General features: G+C 62.2%; 11 protein-coding genes. 2 read left to right on the plus strand and 9 right to left on the minus strand.

The window, feature by feature from the left end:
* Nucleotides 1-42: 42 nt before the first annotated feature.
* On the minus strand, nucleotides 43-1,449 hold the full coding sequence (gene otsA / locus CO670_RS21690; protein WP_097592152.1) for an alpha,alpha-trehalose-phosphate synthase (UDP-forming): 1,407 nt from the start codon (nucleotides 1,447-1,449) through the stop codon (nucleotides 43-45).
* 24 nt (nucleotides 1,450-1,473) lie between these two features.
* Between otsA and CO670_RS32625 the strand changes: the two genes are divergently transcribed.
* On the plus strand, nucleotides 1,474-1,656 hold the full coding sequence (locus CO670_RS32625) for a hypothetical protein (protein ID WP_141502354.1): 183 nt from the start codon (nucleotides 1,474-1,476) through the stop codon (nucleotides 1,654-1,656).
* Nucleotides 1,657-1,909: 253 nt separating this feature from the next.
* Here CO670_RS32625 and pgi read toward each other — a convergent pair whose 3' ends face one another.
* The gene (gene pgi, locus CO670_RS21695; RefSeq protein WP_097592153.1) at nucleotides 1,910-3,535 is read right to left on the minus strand and encodes a glucose-6-phosphate isomerase; all 1,626 of its coding nucleotides are present in this window, start codon (nucleotides 3,533-3,535) and stop codon (nucleotides 1,910-1,912) included.
* A 139-nt stretch (nucleotides 3,536-3,674) separates the two neighbouring features.
* On the minus strand, nucleotides 3,675-5,375 hold the full coding sequence (locus CO670_RS21700) for a long-chain fatty acid--CoA ligase (protein ID WP_097592154.1): 1,701 nt from the start codon (nucleotides 5,373-5,375) through the stop codon (nucleotides 3,675-3,677).
* A gap of 251 nt (nucleotides 5,376-5,626) precedes the next feature.
* Here CO670_RS21700 and CO670_RS21705 point away from each other — a divergent pair, with 251 nt between their 5' ends.
* On the plus strand, nucleotides 5,627-6,019 hold the full coding sequence (locus CO670_RS21705; protein WP_097592155.1) for a PRC-barrel domain-containing protein: 393 nt from the start codon (nucleotides 5,627-5,629) through the stop codon (nucleotides 6,017-6,019).
* A gap of 155 nt (nucleotides 6,020-6,174) precedes the next feature.
* On the opposite strand, the gene CO670_RS21710 is transcribed toward CO670_RS21705, so the two are convergent.
* The 6 genes from CO670_RS21710 to CO670_RS21735 are packed head-to-tail and all read right to left on the minus strand — an operon-like array spanning nucleotide 6,175 to nucleotide 12,903.
* Nucleotides 6,175-8,631: a glycoside hydrolase family 2 protein gene (locus CO670_RS21710; RefSeq protein WP_097592156.1), complete on the minus strand. Its 2,457-nt coding sequence runs from the start codon at nucleotides 8,629-8,631 to the stop codon at nucleotides 6,175-6,177.
* A 9-nt stretch (nucleotides 8,632-8,640) separates the two neighbouring features.
* Nucleotides 8,641-9,036 (minus strand): VOC family protein, encoded by a 396-nt coding sequence (locus tag CO670_RS21715; RefSeq protein WP_097592157.1) that lies wholly within the window; start codon nucleotides 9,034-9,036, stop codon nucleotides 8,641-8,643.
* A 47-nt stretch (nucleotides 9,037-9,083) separates the two neighbouring features.
* A complete protein-coding gene (locus CO670_RS21720; RefSeq protein WP_097592158.1) occupies nucleotides 9,084-9,833 on the minus strand; it encodes an ABC transporter permease in 750 nt (249 codons plus the stop codon).
* Nucleotides 9,830-10,774 carry an ABC transporter ATP-binding protein gene (locus CO670_RS21725; RefSeq protein ID WP_097592159.1) on the minus strand — a complete coding sequence of 315 codons (945 nt, stop codon included), beginning with the start codon at nucleotides 10,772-10,774 and terminating at the stop codon, nucleotides 9,830-9,832. The genes CO670_RS21720 and CO670_RS21725 overlap by 4 nt, the downstream gene beginning before the upstream one ends.
* Nucleotides 10,771-11,937, minus strand: a complete 1,167-nt coding sequence (locus CO670_RS21730; RefSeq protein ID WP_097592160.1) for an ABC transporter permease — start codon at nucleotides 11,935-11,937, stop codon at nucleotides 10,771-10,773. Before CO670_RS21730 ends, CO670_RS21725 begins: the two co-directional genes overlap by 4 nt.
* A gap of 57 nt (nucleotides 11,938-11,994) precedes the next feature.
* Nucleotides 11,995-12,903, minus strand: coding sequence for an ABC transporter substrate-binding protein (locus CO670_RS21735; protein ID WP_097592161.1), 909 nt, complete (start codon nucleotides 12,901-12,903; stop codon nucleotides 11,995-11,997).
* Nucleotides 12,904-13,122 lie beyond the last annotated feature (219 nt).

A 13,122-nucleotide genomic window follows, 5' to 3' on the forward strand; every position in this document is an offset into this window, starting at 1 on the left:
TTGCATTCTTCGCGCGGTCGCGCCCAGCCATCGACCAAGAGGCTACCCCTCTGCCCCGCTCCGGTCGGAACTCGGTCCAGCCACCAGATCCCTTAGGAAATCTTTGCACCACAGCGACACGTCGTGCGAGAGCAGATGCTCCATCATCATGCGCCAGCGGTCGCGGCGCTCCTCGAGGGACATGGCAAGGCCCCTGGCGATGGCGTTGGCGGTGCCTTCGACATCATAGGGATTGACGAGCAGCGCGCCCTTCAGCTCGCGTGCGGCGCCGGCAAAGCGTGACAGCACCAAGACACCAGGGCGATCCGGATCCTGGGCGGCGACATATTCCTTGGCGACGAGGTTCATACCGTCGCGCAACGGCGTGACGAGCCCGATTGTCGCCAGCCGGAAGAGGCCGGCAAGCACGTTGCGGCTGATCGAGCGGTTGACGTAGCGGATCGGCACCCAGTCGACCGTTCCGACCGCGCCGTTCACCCGGCCGGCCTGTTCGGCGACCATCTTCTGCATATGCTCGTATTCGGGAACTTCCGATCGCGATTTCGGCGTGACCTGCAGAAAGGTCACCTTGTTCTGGTAGGCCGGATTGCTGGTGATGAAGCGCTCGAACGCTTCCAGCCGCTGAATGATGCCCTTCGAATAATCGAGCCGGTCGACCCCGATGATCATGTCCCGGCCTTCGATGCTGCGCCGGGTCTTTTGCACCATGACGTTGTTTGCGGCGCCTTCGGCGAATTCGGCAAAGGCGGCGGTTTCGATCCCGATCGGGTAGGCGCCGGCCCTGAAGATCCGCCCATGCGATTCGAACAAACCATTTCCGAGGTCGTCGCCGACGCCCTCCCTTCTGAGATATCCGGCGAAATTCTGGAGGTCGTAGTCTGTCTGGAAGCCGACGAGATCGTAGTGCGAAAGGCCGCGCATGATCTCCTCGTGCACGGGCATCGTGACGAGAATATCGGCCGGTGGCCAGGGAATGTGCAGGAAGAAGCCGATGCGGTTCTTCAGCCCCATCTGGCGCAGTTCCGCCGCGAGCGGAATGAGATGGTAGTCATGAACCCAGATGATGTCGTCCGGCTGGATCATCGGCGCCAGCCGGTGCGCGAAGAAGCGGTTGACGCGGAAATAGCCGGCCATTTCCTTCCGCCCATATTCGGCGAGGTCCAGGCGATAATGGCAGATGGGCCAGAGAACGCGGTTTGCAAAGCCGCGATAATATTCCTCGACGTCGGTGTCGGTGAGATCGGTCAGCGCATAGGTGATGTTGCCCTTTTGCAGCTGCGACAGCGGGCCGGGCTCCCTGTCTCCGCTCGACTCTCCCGACCATCCCATCCAGATGCCGCCGCGCTCCTGCAGAGCTGCCTGTAGCGCCACGGCGAGACCGCCGGCAGGCGCACTCCCATCCTTGGCCGGCATGGGAACACGATTGGAAACGACGACAAGACGGCTCATGAGCTTCCTTTTGCGAAGATGGACATGAAAACGCTGTATGACGAGCGCCTTTGGGCATCTTCTGAACTTGGCAGGGACCGTGCAGTGCAGGCGCGGCATCAAACAGCCGACCCGGACGCGAGCGGCCTGGCGCATGCCAGCGGAAGCAATGAACGGAGCGTTGCCGAACAGAATTTGCTTAAATCTAGGGCGATTTCAGCGGATTGAAAGAATTCTTTCTACGATTTTGCATTAGAAGAACAATCAATCCGGATTCCGCACGACGAGCGCGTCGCGCGGTCAGGTGCATCAGCACGCCGAAATTTGCGATGTCAGAGGCAGCCGCGAGCTCAAACCCATAAGTCGCGGGCTCGAGTCACAGTCCGTCGCGGACGGCTCCAAACGGACAGGTGCGGAGGGCGGGCGGACGGTTGCCCGACCTCTTGGCTAGCATGAGGTGACGCGCTGTCCCCTCTAGCGCTCACTTCGCCAGCTTCGCCAGCGCCGCAACTAGGCCCTGCGTCGAGGAATCATGTGATGCCGCGCTCTCTTTGCCTTCCACCACGGGCAGCAGGCCCGTCGCCAGTTCCTTGCCGAGCTCGACGCCCCACTGGTCGAAGGAGTTGATGCGGAAGAGCACGCCTTCGACGAAGACGCGATGTTCGTAAAGCGCGATCAGGCGGCCGAGCGCGTAGGGCGTCAGCTTGTCGTAGACGAAGGTGATCGACGGACGGTTGCCCTGGAAGACGCGGTGCGGGGCAATGAAATCCGCCTTCTTGTCGTCCATGCCCTTGTCGGTCAGCTGCTTCTTGGCTTCCGCGAAGGTGCGGCCCTTCATCAGCGCTTCCGATTGGGCGAGAACGTTGGAGATCAGCAGCTGGTGCTGATGGCGCAGCTCCGGCTCGAAGGCATTGGCGGCGATCATGAACTCGGCCGGGATGATGCTCGTGCCCTGATGGATGAGCTGGTAGAAGGCGTGCTGGCCGTTGGTGCCGGGCTCGCCCCAGACGACCGGGCCGGAATTGCCCTCGACCGGCGTGCCGTCGATCGTCACGCCCTTGCCGTTCGATTCCATGTCGAGCTGCTGCAAATAAGCCGGGAAGCGCGACAGGCGCTGGTCGTAAGGCAGGATGGCGCGGGTGGGATAACCGAGCACATTGCGGTGGTAGAAGCCGATCAGGCCAAGCAGCATCGGCAGGTTTTCGGTAACCGGTGCCTTACGGAAGTGATTGTCGATGGCATGGGCGCCGTCGAGGAACTTGCCGAAATTCTCAGGCCCGATGGCGATCATCAGCGGCAGGCCGATGGCCGACCAGATCGAATAACGGCCGCCGACCCAATCCCAGAAGCCGAAGACGCGGGCGCTGTCGATGCCGAAGGCGGCGACCTTGTCGAGCGCCGTCGAGACGGCAGCGAAGTGATGCTGCACGGCCGCCTCGCCGAGCGCCTTGGCGATGAAACTGCGCGCCGTCTGCGCATTGGTCATCGTCTCCACTGTCGTGAAGGTCTTCGAGGCGACGATGAAGAGCGTCGTCTCGGGCTGAACGAGCTTCAGGATATCGGCGATATGGGCGCCGTCGATATTGGAAACGAAATGGGCGCGCGGGCCGTCATGGAAGGGAGCAAGCGCGAGCGTCGCCATGACAGGGCCGAGATCGGAGCCGCCGATGCCGATATTGATGACATCGGTGATCGCCTTGCCGGTCGCGCCCTTCAGCGCGCCGGAGCGGATCGCGTCGGCGAATTTGCCCATGGCGGCGAGCACGGCGTTGACATCGGGCATGACATCCTTGCCCTCGACCAGAACCGGCGTGTTCGACCGGTTGCGCAACGCAGTGTGCAGGACGGCGCGCTCCTCGGTGAAATTGATCGCCTTGCCGGAGAACATCTCCTCGCGCTTCTTCTCGACACCGCCTTCTTCGGCGAGCTTGACCAGAAGCTTCAGGATCTCGTCGTTCACCGCCGTCTTGGAAAAATCCATCAGGAGATCGTCGAGCGAGACGGAGAAACGTGAGAAGCGCTGCGGATCGGCGGCGAAGGCCGCATGGAGATCGGTTGCCTTGGTGGCATCAGCGGTGCTTTTCAGCTGGTCGACGATGGCGTTCATGGGAGGCTCCTTTGGAGGCGGAAAGGGTTGCGGAAACTATTCGCTTTATCGGGCGCAAATCAAGTTCAGCCGCCGCTCCAATATGAAAAAAGCCACCCGCGGCAAGCGGATGGCTTTAAATTTCATGAGCTTGTCAAATTCAGCCGCGCAGGTCCTTGCGCAGGATCTTACCAACCGGCGACTTCGGCAGTTCGGTGCGGAATTCGATGAAGCGCGGGCGCTTGTAGTTGGTCAGGTTGGCGGTGCAATGGGCTTTCACCTCCGCTTCCGTCAGGTTCGGGTCCTTCCTGACGACGAAGAGCTTCACCGCCTCGCCGGAATGTCCGTCCGGCACGCCGATCGCCGCGGCCTCGAGAATGCCGGCATGCATGGCGGCGACTTCCTCGATCTCATTCGGATAGACGTTGAAGCCCGAGACGAGGATCATGTCCTTCTTGCGGTCGACGATCTTGGTGTAGCCGCGTTCGTCCATGAAACCCATGTCGCCGGAGCGGAAATAGCCGTCGGCGGTCATCACCCGCGCCGTTTCTTCCGGCTTCTGCCAGTAGCCGGCCATCACCTGCGGTCCGCGGATGCAGATCTCGCCGATTTCGCCGAGCGGCAGGGATTGACCGGCCTCGTCACGGATGTCGAGTTCGGTGGAAGGGATAGGCAGGCCGATCGAACCGGTGAATTCAGGCGAATCGAAGCGGTTGGCGGTAGCGACCGGCGACGTCTCGGAAAGGCCGTAGCCTTCCGTTATCGCCGTGCCGGTCATATCAAGCCAGCGTTCGGCGACTGGACGTTGCACGGCCATGCCGCCGCCGAGCGACATGGTCAGCGAGGAAAAGTCGAGCTTGGCGAAATCGGCATTGTTCATCAGCGCGTTGAACAGCGTGTTGAGGCCGGGGAAGATGTGGATGTTCGACTTGCCGAATTCCTTGACGAGGCCGGGAATGTCGCGCGGATTGGCGATCAGGATATTGTGGGCGCCAAGCGACATGCCCATCAGCGAATTCACCGTCAGCGCGAAGATGTGATAGAGCGGCAAGGCGCAGAGGAAGTTCAGCACCTCCGGCTGCTTCTTGCGTTCGAAGGCGGATCGGAGCCAGAGCGACAGCTGCAGCTTGTTGGCGAGCAGGTTTTGATGTGTCAGCACAGCGCCCTTGGCGACACCAGTCGTCCCCCCCGTATATTGCAGAAAGGCGATGTCGCCGCCGTCAAGTGCAACCGGCTGCAGTTTCTTGCCGGCGCCTTCGCGCAGCACCTGGCCGAAGCTCCTGTGCTGAGGGATCGACCAGGAGGGAACGAGCTTTTTCACTTTGCGCACGACGAAATTGACGATCAGTCCCTTGGGCCCCAGCATCTCGCCGAGCGAGGTGACGACGACGTGGCGCAGATCCGTCTTGTTGAGAACCTGCTCGACGGTGCGGGCGAAATTCTCCAGGACGAAGATCGCCTTGGCGCCGGAATCCCGCAGCTGGTGCTCGAGCTCGCGCGGTGTATAGAGCGGATTGACGTTCACCACGACGAGGCCGGCGCGCAGGATGCCGTAGGTCGTGATCGGGTTCTGCAGCACATTCGGCATCATCACAGCCACGCGGTCGCCCTTCTGAAGACCGATGCTCTGCAGCCAGGCGGCGACCTTGCGCGTCTGGCTTTCCAGTTCGCGGTAGCTCATCGCCTTGCCCATGCTGGAAAAGGCGATTCGGTCGGAGTAATGCGTGCAGGATTTTTCGAGCAGCTCCGCCAGCGATGCATGTTCCGGCGGCGGAAGCTCGGCGGGAACGATATCCGGATAGGAGGCAAGCCAGGGTTTGTCAGGCTTGGCGCCGTTCGGATGGGCGGAAATGCTGTTCATCGTGTTTTCTCTCCCTTGCGGCCGCCGCGCCGGCTCTGGCCGGGAATCGACTGGAAGTATCCTCCATCTTCCAGTCCGGCAGCTTATGCCAATGCCTGAATGGTTCAAGCCGAGATTGAAGCTATACTAACCTTGACGTAAACGTCAACAATCGCCGTTCGCAAGATGATGGCAAAGACCGGGAACTTTGAATCCGCCATGACGTTTGATTCTTCATAACTCATCATGAGGAACACCAAAGGAGGTGCACAATGTTGAACGAGGAAACCGATGCCAGCCGCCGCGACCCTGATGTCAAGGATACGCATTCGCTGATCGCCAGCGACCGCGTCGAAGGCACCCGCGTCTATGGTGCGGATGGCCGGCATATCGGCTCAATCGAACGCCTGATCATCGGGAAGCGCGACGGCCGCGTCGCCTATGCCGTGCTGAGCTTCGGCGGCTTCCTGGGCATCGGCCACGATCACTATCCGCTTCCCTGGGAAAAGCTGAACTACGACACCCAGCTGGATGGCTATCGCATCGACCTGACGAAGGAACAGATCGAAGGCGCACCAAGCTATTCGGACGATGACGACACCTGGTACAACGATAATGGCCGCCGGGTCTATGATTACTACGGCGTGCCGCCCTACTGGATGTAATTCGCGTCCGATGGACCGAGCTGGAAGGGCCCCGTGCGATGCGGGGCCTTTGGTATGTGGTAGACGCACCTTACGGGGTGCGAGGGACTGGAAGGTCGCGGCGTGTCCTCTTCTCCCCGAGGGGAGAAGAGGGAGTCGAGACGTTGCGGCCGCGTTTATTGCCGACCTGCGAGAAGATCATTGGTCGACCGCAGCACCGTCCCGACCACAATGTCTTCAGCGACGATCACCTTCGCCGTCTTCACCGCAAACACATGGCTCTCGCCCGGCAGTAGCGTCACAAGCATCGAATCGACGACGGCATCCGGATCCAGCCGATCCGCCATCAGGCAGAGATCCTTGAGGAAAGTCTCAGCGGTTACCTTGACGGCAAACCCGCCGTCGATCCCGGCGATATCGACACGCAGCCGGGGCGGCGGCAGGGCAAGCTTGATATCCTCGACGAAATAATGGAAGGCACGCCTGTCGAGCATGTCGACGACGATGACCTCGTCCTTCGGTAAGCCTGGACTGACGATATCTTCCGGCAGCGGAATTTCCTTCGCTTCGAAGCGGTCGCAGAGCAGCCGCCAGAATTCGAACTCGGCCAGCACGGTGCCATCGAGCTTCAAACGCTTGCCGCTGATCTTCGCCCGCCAGAACAGCGTCCTTTCATTGACCGTCACTGCTACAAGTCCGCCGTCGCGCGGCTGGATGGTCAGCAGGCGCGGATCATAGGCGGCCTTCAGCGCATACCAGAGCGGCTTGCGGCGCCCGGCTGAATCGAGCGCGGCCCAGGAGGTCACCGGCCAACAATCGTTGAACTGCCAGACCACCGCGCCCTTGCAGATATTTCGATGCGAGCGCATGTGCTCGATGCCGAAACGGATGGCGCGCGCCTGGTTGAGCTGGGTAGCGAAGTGCCAGTCCTCCATCGTCTTCGGTTGCGGCAGGTGGCCGGCGAGGCCGCGGATCAACTTGTCATTGCCCTGCGTCGCCTTCTGATGGTGGAAGACACCGTTCGATTGCGGTGTTAGCGGCTGGTCGTGCACGCTTTCTTCGATCGTCGCCCAGTTGGCCGGCGCCTGCCAGCCGAATTCGGAGCAGAAGCGCGGGATGTAATTGCGGTAGACCTCGTAACCGACGTCGTTCCACACATCCCAGATATGTTTGCAGCCATGTGCATCGGCATTGGGCTCGATCTCCATCAAGCCGGAATAGGGGCTGCCGGGATAGTAGGGCCGGTCCGGGTCGAGCTCGGCGCAGAGCCTCGGCAGCAGGTCGAGGTAATAGCCGAGCCCCCAGCTTTCACCGGCCTTGATGATCGGCCGCCAGCCCCATTCGTCGAAGCCCCAGATATTCTCGTTGTTGCCGTTCCAGAGGATCAGCGAGGCATGCGGCATCAACCGCACGACATTGTCGCGCACTTCCGCCTCGACCTCGCTCTTCAGCGGCTCCTCTTCGGGATAGGCGGCGCAGGCAAAAAGGAAATCTTGCCAGACCAGCATGCCCATGCGGTCGCAGGCCTCGTAGAACTCGTCGCGCTCGAAGATGCCGCCGCCCCAGACGCGCAACATGTGGATATTGGCGGCCTTTGCCTCTTCGATCCGCGCGGCATAACGCTCCGCCGTCACGCGTGAGGGGAAGCAATCGTCCGGAATCCAGTTGGCGCCCGCGATGAAGAGCGGTACGTCGTTGATGACGAAGGTGAAGGCCGAGCCGTGTTCGTCGGCCGAGGTATCGAGCCTCAGCGAGCGGAAGCCGAGCGCCTGCCGGTAGGTATCGAGCGGCTCGCCGCCGGCATCGTCGATGAGTTCAAGCGTTAGGGGATAGAGCGGCTGCGCCCCGAGATGATGCGGCCACCAGAGCTGCGGCGAGGGGAGGGTAAGCTCGAAAGCGACCTCGTCTTGCCCGGCCGCAATCGCAGTCGTCGTCGTCACGCCGCCGATTTCGGCGACAAGCCTGCACGGCCCATGATCGCCGTGCCGCGCCAGCCGGGCATAGACCTTCACCAATCCGTCGCCGCCGGCAAGCGTTGCGGACACCCGTGTCTCGGCGAGCCGCGCCCGGTCCCAGCTTTCCAGCCGCACCGGTTTCCACAGACCCGCCGTCACCAGGGTCGGCCCCCAGTCCCAGCCGAAATTGCAGGCCATCTTGCGCATCAGATTGCCCGGTCCCGGATAGTTGTTGGGACGGTAGCCGTAATGTTTCTCCATCTCGGCACCATAGGCGTAAGCCGAGCGGAAGCTGACGGTAAGTTCGTTGGCGCCTGTTTTCAGCAGCCCGGACACATCGAAGCGATAGGTGCGGTGCATGTTGAAGCTGCGGCCGATCTCTTCGCCGTTGAGCGATATCACCGCGATCGTATCGAGCCCGTCGAAGACGAGTTCCTGCACCCTGCCATCATCGGGCGCGGCCTCGAAGCGGCAGCGATAGGTCCAGTCCGTCTTGCCGATCCAGTCGTTGGTGATCTCGTTGACGTCGATATAGGGATCGGGGATCAGCCGGTTGGCGAGAAGGTCGAGATGCACGCAGCCCGGCACTGTCGCCGGGATCGTATCCGGCAGGCCGGGCCTTCCTGTATCGTTGCAGTGGAGCGTCCAGCCGGAATTAAGCTCAGTCTTTTCGATCATGAAAGCTTCCTAGAGAAACCGGCCGTGGCGCTGCAGCACTTCGATCTTGTAGCCGTCGGGGTCGCTGATGAAGAAGAACAGGCCGAAGAGCTTGCCGTCGCGATTGAGCTCCACCAGCTCGCCCGGTTTCAGCCCCAGTTTCGCCAGCCGCTCGCGCTCGACCGCCACTTCCTCGACGGAGACGGCAAGATGGCCATAGGCATTGCCGAGATCGTAAGGCTCGGTTCGGCCTTTGTTGACCGTCAGCTCCAGCTCGAAGCCGGTCTCGGCACTGCTCATATAGATCAGCGTGAAGGTTTCGAAATCGATGCGGTCGGCGACGGAAAGGCCGAAAGCCTTGCTGTAGAATTCGACCGAGCGCGCCTCGTCGAGAACGCGGATCATGGAGTGGATCATCTTCGCCAAGTCTGCCTCCCATTGCTTTGTCTGTGGCAAACTTGGTAGCGGTCCTGTCAGGCCGCGCGCAAGCCGATTCTTCGCGTGATCGCCGCTTCGATGAGGCCCATGGCGTCATAGATCAGCACCGCCATCAGGCCGACGATCAGCCCGCCCTGCAGGATGAAGGCGGTATTGTCTGAAATCAGCCCGGCGATGATCACTTCGCCGAGGCCCTTTGCCGCAACCGTCGAGCCGATTGTCGCTGTGCCGATATTGATCACGGTCGCGACCTTCAGCCCTTCGAGGATCAGCGGCAGCGCAAGCGGCAGCTCTACGCGGAAGAGCCGCTGCACGCCGTTCATGCCCATGCCGTCGGCGGCGTCGAGCACCTGCGGCGGCACCTGCTTCAAGCCTGCCACAGTGTTTTCGAAGATCGGCAGCAGCCCGTAGAGAAAAAGCGCGATCAGCGTCGGCATGGCGCCGAAGCCGGTGGCGGGAACGGCGAGCGCCAGCACCGCGACAGGTGGAAAAGTCTGCCCGGCATTGGCGATGGCGCGCGACAGCGGCAGAAAATCAGCACCACTTTCCCGCGTGACGAAGATGCCGCCGAGAACGGCGAGCACGGCGCTGCAGGCGATCGATCCGATGACGAGCTCGAGATGGCCGACGGCGAGCGAGACAAGGCTGTTCTGCGTATAGACGGCGGGCGCATTGTTGCTCGTCAGCGGTACGAGCAGGAGAGAAAGCCACTCCGTCCTGAACAGCAGGATGAGCAGCAGGGCAAGTGCGGCCAGCCGGAAAAGATTGGCGACGACGAGTTTCATGCCTTGCGGCCCAGTTCGAGAAGCCGCGTCATCGAGATCGATCCCACGGGCGCCTTCTCGGCATCCTGTACGGTCGCCTCGTCGACCCCCTGCCAGATCATTTCGGCCAGCGCATCGCGCAGGCTGAGCGACTGCGGCAGCGCATAGGAAAGACCGCTCTTTGCCGGCTCCATGCTCTCCTTCAGCGGCAGCAGCGACATCAGCTTCAGCGCCCGGTCGGAGGTGCCGGTCAAGTGCTGGACGAAGGGATCGGCGGGTTCGGTCAGGATCTTTTCCGGCGTCGAGCATTGCAGCAATCGGCCCTGGCTCATCACCGCGATCTGATTGCCGAGATGGAAGGCCTCGTCCATGTCGTGGGTGACGAGGATGATGGTGGTGCCGAATTGTTTCTGGATCGCCAGGAGGTCGTCCTGCGCCTTGCCGCGGATGACGGGATCGAGCGCGCCGAAGGGTTCGTCCATCAACAGCAGCTCCGGCTCGGCGGCGAGCGCCCGGGCGACGCCGACGCGCTGCTGCTGGCCGCCGGAGAGCTGGTGCGGATACTTTTCGGCAAAGGTCGCCGGGTCGAGGTTGAAAAGCCCGAGCAGTTCTTCGACCCGCCTGGTAATGCGCGAGGAATCCCAATCGAGAAGCTGCGGCACGGTGGCGATATTCTGCGCCACGGTCCGGTGTGGGAAGAGGCCGTGCCCCTGGATGGCGTAACCGATCTTGCGGCGAAGCTCGGTCACCTCGACATCGATCACATTCTGCCCGCCGACGAAGATCTCACCTTCGGTGATCGGCACCAGCCGGTTGATCATCCGCATCAGCGTCGATTTGCCGGAACCCGACGTGCCGACGATGACGGTGATCGAGCCCTTCTCGACGCTCATCGAGACCTTGTCGACGACGGTGGCTGCGCCATAGCGCTTGGTGACGTTCCTGATCTCGATCATGGTCATGCGGCGGATCCCCGGATGCTGTCGATGACCGCATCGAGGATGACGGCCGATGAGAAGGCGAAAAAGACGGTCGGCACGGCGCCGAGCAGGACGAGGTCCATGGCCGTCTGGCCAAGCCCCTGGAAGATGAAGATGCCGAAGCCGCCGCCGCCGATCAGCGCGGCGATCGTCACCATGCCGATCGCCTGCACCAGCACGATGCGGATGCCGGTGAGGATGACGGGAAAGGCAAGCGGCATGTCGATGCCGGTGAGGATCTGCCGGCGCGTCAATCCCATGCCGGCCGCCGCGTCCCGCACCGAGGGATCGACGCCCTGCAGACCGACGACGGTGTTGGCGACGATCGGCAGCAGCGAATAGAGCACGAGCGCGATCAATGCCGGCGCCGTGCCGATGCCGCGGATGCCGATGGCGGCGGCGAGCGGCATATGCGTGGCGAGATAGCCGAGCGGCAGCATCAGCAGCCCGAAGAGCGCCAGACTCGGGATCGTCTGGACGAGGCTCAGGCCCTGCAGCACGATGGCGCGCAACCGCGGCACCCAGAAGCAGAGGATGCCGAGCGGCAGGCCGAGAACGATGGCGATGGCAAGCGAACCGAGCGCCAGCAGCAGATGGGCGATCGCCTCGGTCTCAAACTGCGCTGCGCGTGTCGAGAACTCCTTCATGATCGAAAGGCTGTCGAGCAGGCCGGAAGCGAGCAGAATGCCGAGCAGCGCCGTATACCCCGCAAGAGCTGCAACCTGCATCCAGGGCGCCAGCTGGATCTTCACCAGCGCATCGGAAATAATGAGCCCGATCACCGCAAACAGGATCCAGAAGCCGCCGCCGGGGGTCATGCGCGCAACGGTGCTGCCGGGCGGCGTCGCCGCGGTCGAAACCAAACCGATCGCAACGATCAGCGCCGCAAGGCAGAGGGTGGCGATCGCAAGCCGGCCCGCCGCATTGCGCAGGAACAGCGCGGCGAAGGCGGTGAGCGCGAGAAGGACGGTCAGGACGACGACGGAAGGCTGGGGAAGAAGCTGCATCAGCAGCATCGGCTTGCCGGCGGCAATGCGGTTCGCCTTCACGTAGATGAAGGGCATCAGCGCCGTCGCCGCGATGCCGCCGGCCACCAGAACCACGCCGAGCCGGTCCAGCCTGCGGACCGCTGAGGTTTCTTGCATCGATCCAACCTTATGGGGAAAGGAAGCTCCGCCCGCAGCCGGGCGGAGCGGCGATGATTATTTCAGGAAGCCTTTTTCCTTAAGATAGGCTTCGGCGACGGATTTTGCCGGCTCGCCATCGACCTGGATCTTGGCGTTGAGCTTGCGCAGCTCGTCGGCGGTCAGGCTCTTGAAGATCGGCGAAAGAATTTCCTCGATCTTCGGGTTGGCCTTCAGCACCTCTTCGCGGATGATCGGGGTCGGCGCATAGACCTGCTGCACGCTCTTGTCGTCCTCGAGAACGGTGAGTTCGGCCGCTTCGATCGCGCCGTCCGTGCCATAGACCATGGCGGTGTTGACGCCGTTCGTCTGGTCGGCGGCCGCCTTGATCGTCGCCGCCGTGTCGCCGCCGGAGAGAACGACCATCTGGTCGGGCTTCAGCTGGAAGCCGTAGGTCGTCTGGAAGGCGGGAAGCGCGCCGGCCGAATTGACGAATTCGGCGGAGGCGGCGAGCTTGGCGGAGCCGCCGCCGGCCACCCATTTGCCGAAGTCGGAAAGGGTCTTCAGCTTGTTCGGCTCGGCGACATCGCTGCGCACGGCGAGCGCCCAGGTGTTGTTGGCGGGCGAGGGCGTCAACCAGACGATCTTGTTGGCGTCGTAGTCGAGCTTCTTCGCCAGCTCGTAGCCCTGATCGATGTTCTTCCAGGCGACGTCGTCGGCTTTATTGAAGAAGAAGCCGGCATTGCCGGTATATTCGGGATAGATGTCGATTTCACCTGCGGTGATCGCCTTGCGCACGACGGGCGTGGCGCCGAGCGCGATGCGGTCCTGCGTTTTGATGCCGTTCGCTTCGAGAGCAAGCGCAATGACGTTGCCGAGCAGCGTGCCTTCCGTGTCGATCTTCGACGAGACGACGACGTCTGCGGCCTGAACCGCGCCCGCCGCGAAGACGGAGAGCGAAACGGCCAGTGCGAGTTTCTTCAGCATGGAATATCCCCTTTTGAACACCGTTGATGAGGCGCAAGCCCTTGGCGGGAGGCTTGCGCGCAGGAAAATCCGCCGGCGAGGGCGACCAGGCCGCCATCATGCCGGAATTGCGTGCGTCATGGAAATAGCGTGCCCATCCGAAAAATCGATGCAAGCCCCCTCCAGTATTTGCCGTCGCACCGACGATTATGGCGACGAACGCATTTGCACGCGCGGAAA

It is taken from the genome of Rhizobium sp. J15 (assembly GCF_002531825.1).
Taxonomy (GTDB): Bacteria; Pseudomonadota; Alphaproteobacteria; order Rhizobiales; family Rhizobiaceae; genus Rhizobium.

Excerpts from the sequence above, each read along its gene's own strand:
- pgi (WP_097592153.1), bottom strand. The coding sequence starts at position 3,535 with ATGAACGCCATCGTCGACCAGCTGAAAAGCACCGCTGATGCCACCAAG.
- CO670_RS21735 (WP_097592161.1), bottom strand. The coding sequence starts at position 12,903 with ATGCTGAAGAAACTCGCACTGGCCGTTTCGCTCTCCGTCTTCGCGGCG.
- CO670_RS21700 (WP_097592154.1), bottom strand. The coding sequence starts at position 5,375 with ATGAACAGCATTTCCGCCCATCCGAACGGCGCCAAGCCTGACAAACCC.
- CO670_RS21705 (WP_097592155.1), top strand. The coding sequence starts at position 5,627 with ATGTTGAACGAGGAAACCGATGCCAGCCGCCGCGACCCTGATGTCAAG.
- otsA (WP_097592152.1), bottom strand. The coding sequence starts at position 1,449 with ATGAGCCGTCTTGTCGTCGTTTCCAATCGTGTTCCCATGCCGGCCAAG.
- CO670_RS32625 (WP_141502354.1), top strand. The coding sequence starts at position 1,474 with ATGAAAACGCTGTATGACGAGCGCCTTTGGGCATCTTCTGAACTTGGC.
- CO670_RS21725 (WP_097592159.1), bottom strand. The coding sequence starts at position 10,774 with ATGACCATGATCGAGATCAGGAACGTCACCAAGCGCTATGGCGCAGCC.
- CO670_RS21730 (WP_097592160.1), bottom strand. The coding sequence starts at position 11,937 with ATGCAAGAAACCTCAGCGGTCCGCAGGCTGGACCGGCTCGGCGTGGTT.
- CO670_RS21720 (WP_097592158.1), bottom strand. The coding sequence starts at position 9,833 with ATGAAACTCGTCGTCGCCAATCTTTTCCGGCTGGCCGCACTTGCCCTG.
- CO670_RS21710 (WP_097592156.1), bottom strand. The coding sequence starts at position 8,631 with ATGATCGAAAAGACTGAGCTTAATTCCGGCTGGACGCTCCACTGCAAC.